The sequence below is a fragment of the Streptomyces sp. NPDC126497 genome (assembly GCF_040302425.1).
Lineage (GTDB): Bacteria > Actinomycetota > Actinomycetes > Streptomycetales > Streptomycetaceae > Streptomyces.
The window spans coordinates 1-2,061 of sequence record NZ_JBEORT010000215.1 but is presented as its reverse complement, the minus strand read 5'-3'; the positions used below and the strand labels follow the sequence as shown (position 1 = coordinate 2,061).

General features: G+C 73.3%; 2 protein-coding genes. One reads left to right on the top strand and one right to left on the bottom strand.

The features are described 5' to 3' along the window. The coding region (locus ABTY20_RS35130) for an ATP-binding protein (protein ID WP_352001195.1) at positions 1 to 982 on the top strand (982 nt) is incomplete at its 5' end. 13 nt (positions 983 to 995) lie between these two features. Here ABTY20_RS35130 and ABTY20_RS35125 read toward each other — a convergent pair. Then, positions 996 to 2,061: hypothetical protein (locus tag ABTY20_RS35125; protein ID WP_352001194.1), on the bottom strand; the 1,066-nt coding region annotated here is incomplete at its 5' end.

The following is a 2,061-nucleotide window of genomic DNA, read 5'->3' as shown; positions in this document are numbered from 1 at the left end:
GCTCGCCCGGGCCGTCGCCGCGCACCGGCTGGACGCCGGGCAGCTGCGCCGGGCCGCCGACGCGGCGGTGCGCACGGCCGCCCTCGACGGCCGTCCCGTCGGACCGGACGACCTGCGCGTCGCCGTCCGCGCCCAGAACGGTGCGGGGCTGGACCGGCTCGCCCGGCGGGTGGAGCCGGGCGTCGGGTGGGACGACCTGGTGCTGCCGCCCGCCACCCACCGGCGGCTGCGGGAACTCGCGCTGCGCGCCCGCCACCGCGAGCAGGTGCTCGGACAGTGGGGGATGCGGCCCGGCGGCGGCCGGGGGCGCGGCGTCATCGCGCTGTTCGCCGGCGAGTCGGGCACCGGCAAGACCATGTCCGCCGAGGTCGTCGCCGCGGACCTCGGCATGGACCTGTACGTGGTGGACCTGTCCACCGTGGTGGACAAGTACATCGGGGAGACCGAGAAGAACCTGGAGCGCATCTTCACCGAGGCGTCGGCGGTCAACGCGGTGCTGCTCTTCGACGAGGCCGACGCGATCTTCGGCAGGCGTTCGGAGGTGAAGGACGCGCACGACCGGCACGCCAACATCGAGTCGGCGTACCTGCTCCAGCGCATGGAGTCGTTCGACGGGATCGCGGTGCTGACCACCAACCTGCGGGCCAACCTGGACGAGGCGTTCACCCGCCGCCTGGACGTGGTCGCGGACTTCCCGGTGCCGGACACCGGCCAGCGCCTCGCCCTGTGGGACCGCTGCCTGGGCGACCGGCTGCCCCGGGCCGACGACCTCGACCTCGCCTTCTGCGCGGACCGCTTCGAACTGGCCGGCGGCTCGATCCGGGCCTGCGCGGTCACCGCGGCCTACCTCGCCGCGGAGGCCGACGGCCCGCTCACCATGCGGCACCTGGTCACGGCGATCGCCCAGGAGTACCGCAAGCTCGGACGCCTGGTCCTGGAGAGCGAGTTCGGCGCCCACCTGGCGGACGCCGTGAGCGTGTGAGGCGCCGGTCCCGTCAGAGACTGGCGGTCTTGAGGATGTGGGTGGCGACCAGCTGGAACTTCCGCAGCTGGGCCTCGATCTCGGTGGCGTAGTCCGGGGCATTGACGGTGACGGGGTGGTCGGTGTCGTTGGCGCGGTAGTACGCGGTGATCTGCCGGTCCCCGGCGAACCTCAGCGCGACGCCCTCCGGCCATCCCCGGTCCATCAGGAGGGGCGCGTACGGTTCGAACCACCGGGGAAGCACCAGGGAGGTGAACCCGCCCGGCCCGGGCGGGATCCGGTCGGACGGCACGTCGGACTCGTAGGACTCCAGACCCGGTCCCCTGATGGCGATGTCGGCCCCCGGGCCGCCGATGATCGCCATCGCCGTGTTCTGGGTCCGGTCCTGGAGCAGTGACCGGTACTGGGCCACCGTGTCCGCGTGGGCACCCGCGAGCTTGTTGTTCAGCACGGCCGAGACCAGCATGCGGAACATGCCCTCGTCGCCCGCGGCGTCCTTGCGGAGCCCGGCGAGCTCCGCCTCGCTCAACCCGGCACCGGGAACGGCCCCGGCCATCTCGGCGAGGATCACGTCCTCGTCCACGGGACGCTCCATGGCCACGCTGAAGCTGCCCCGGTCGGGTGCCGTCAGCGACTCGTCCACCACGCCCCGGACGTCCGCGTCGGAACCGCCCGCGCGCATGTCGAGCACGTTCACCGCCAACGCGGTCCTGTTGCCCTCGTCGTTCGAACCGGTGAAGGTCATCCCCTGCCCGGACAGGGTCCTGCGCCCCAGGATCCCGCTGCTGTTGATGGAGTGGACCAGGTCGATCATCGCCGCGATGCGCCCGACCTCGAGGACGAGCTCCTCGCCGTCCTTCACCCGCAGGGGCACGTCGGCAGTCAGCCGCGGCGCGTAGCGCAGCACCTGCCGACCGGTGTCCGTGACGAGGTAGTCCAGTCCGGCGTCCTTGACGAAGCGGGCCGGATCGGCCACTTCCGCGCCGTCGACGAGGACCGCCCGCTGGACCGCCGCCTCCCCGCCGGCGCCGACGCCGGCGGGGTGTTCCGCGGCGTCGACGGCGCGCGCCGGGGCCGGG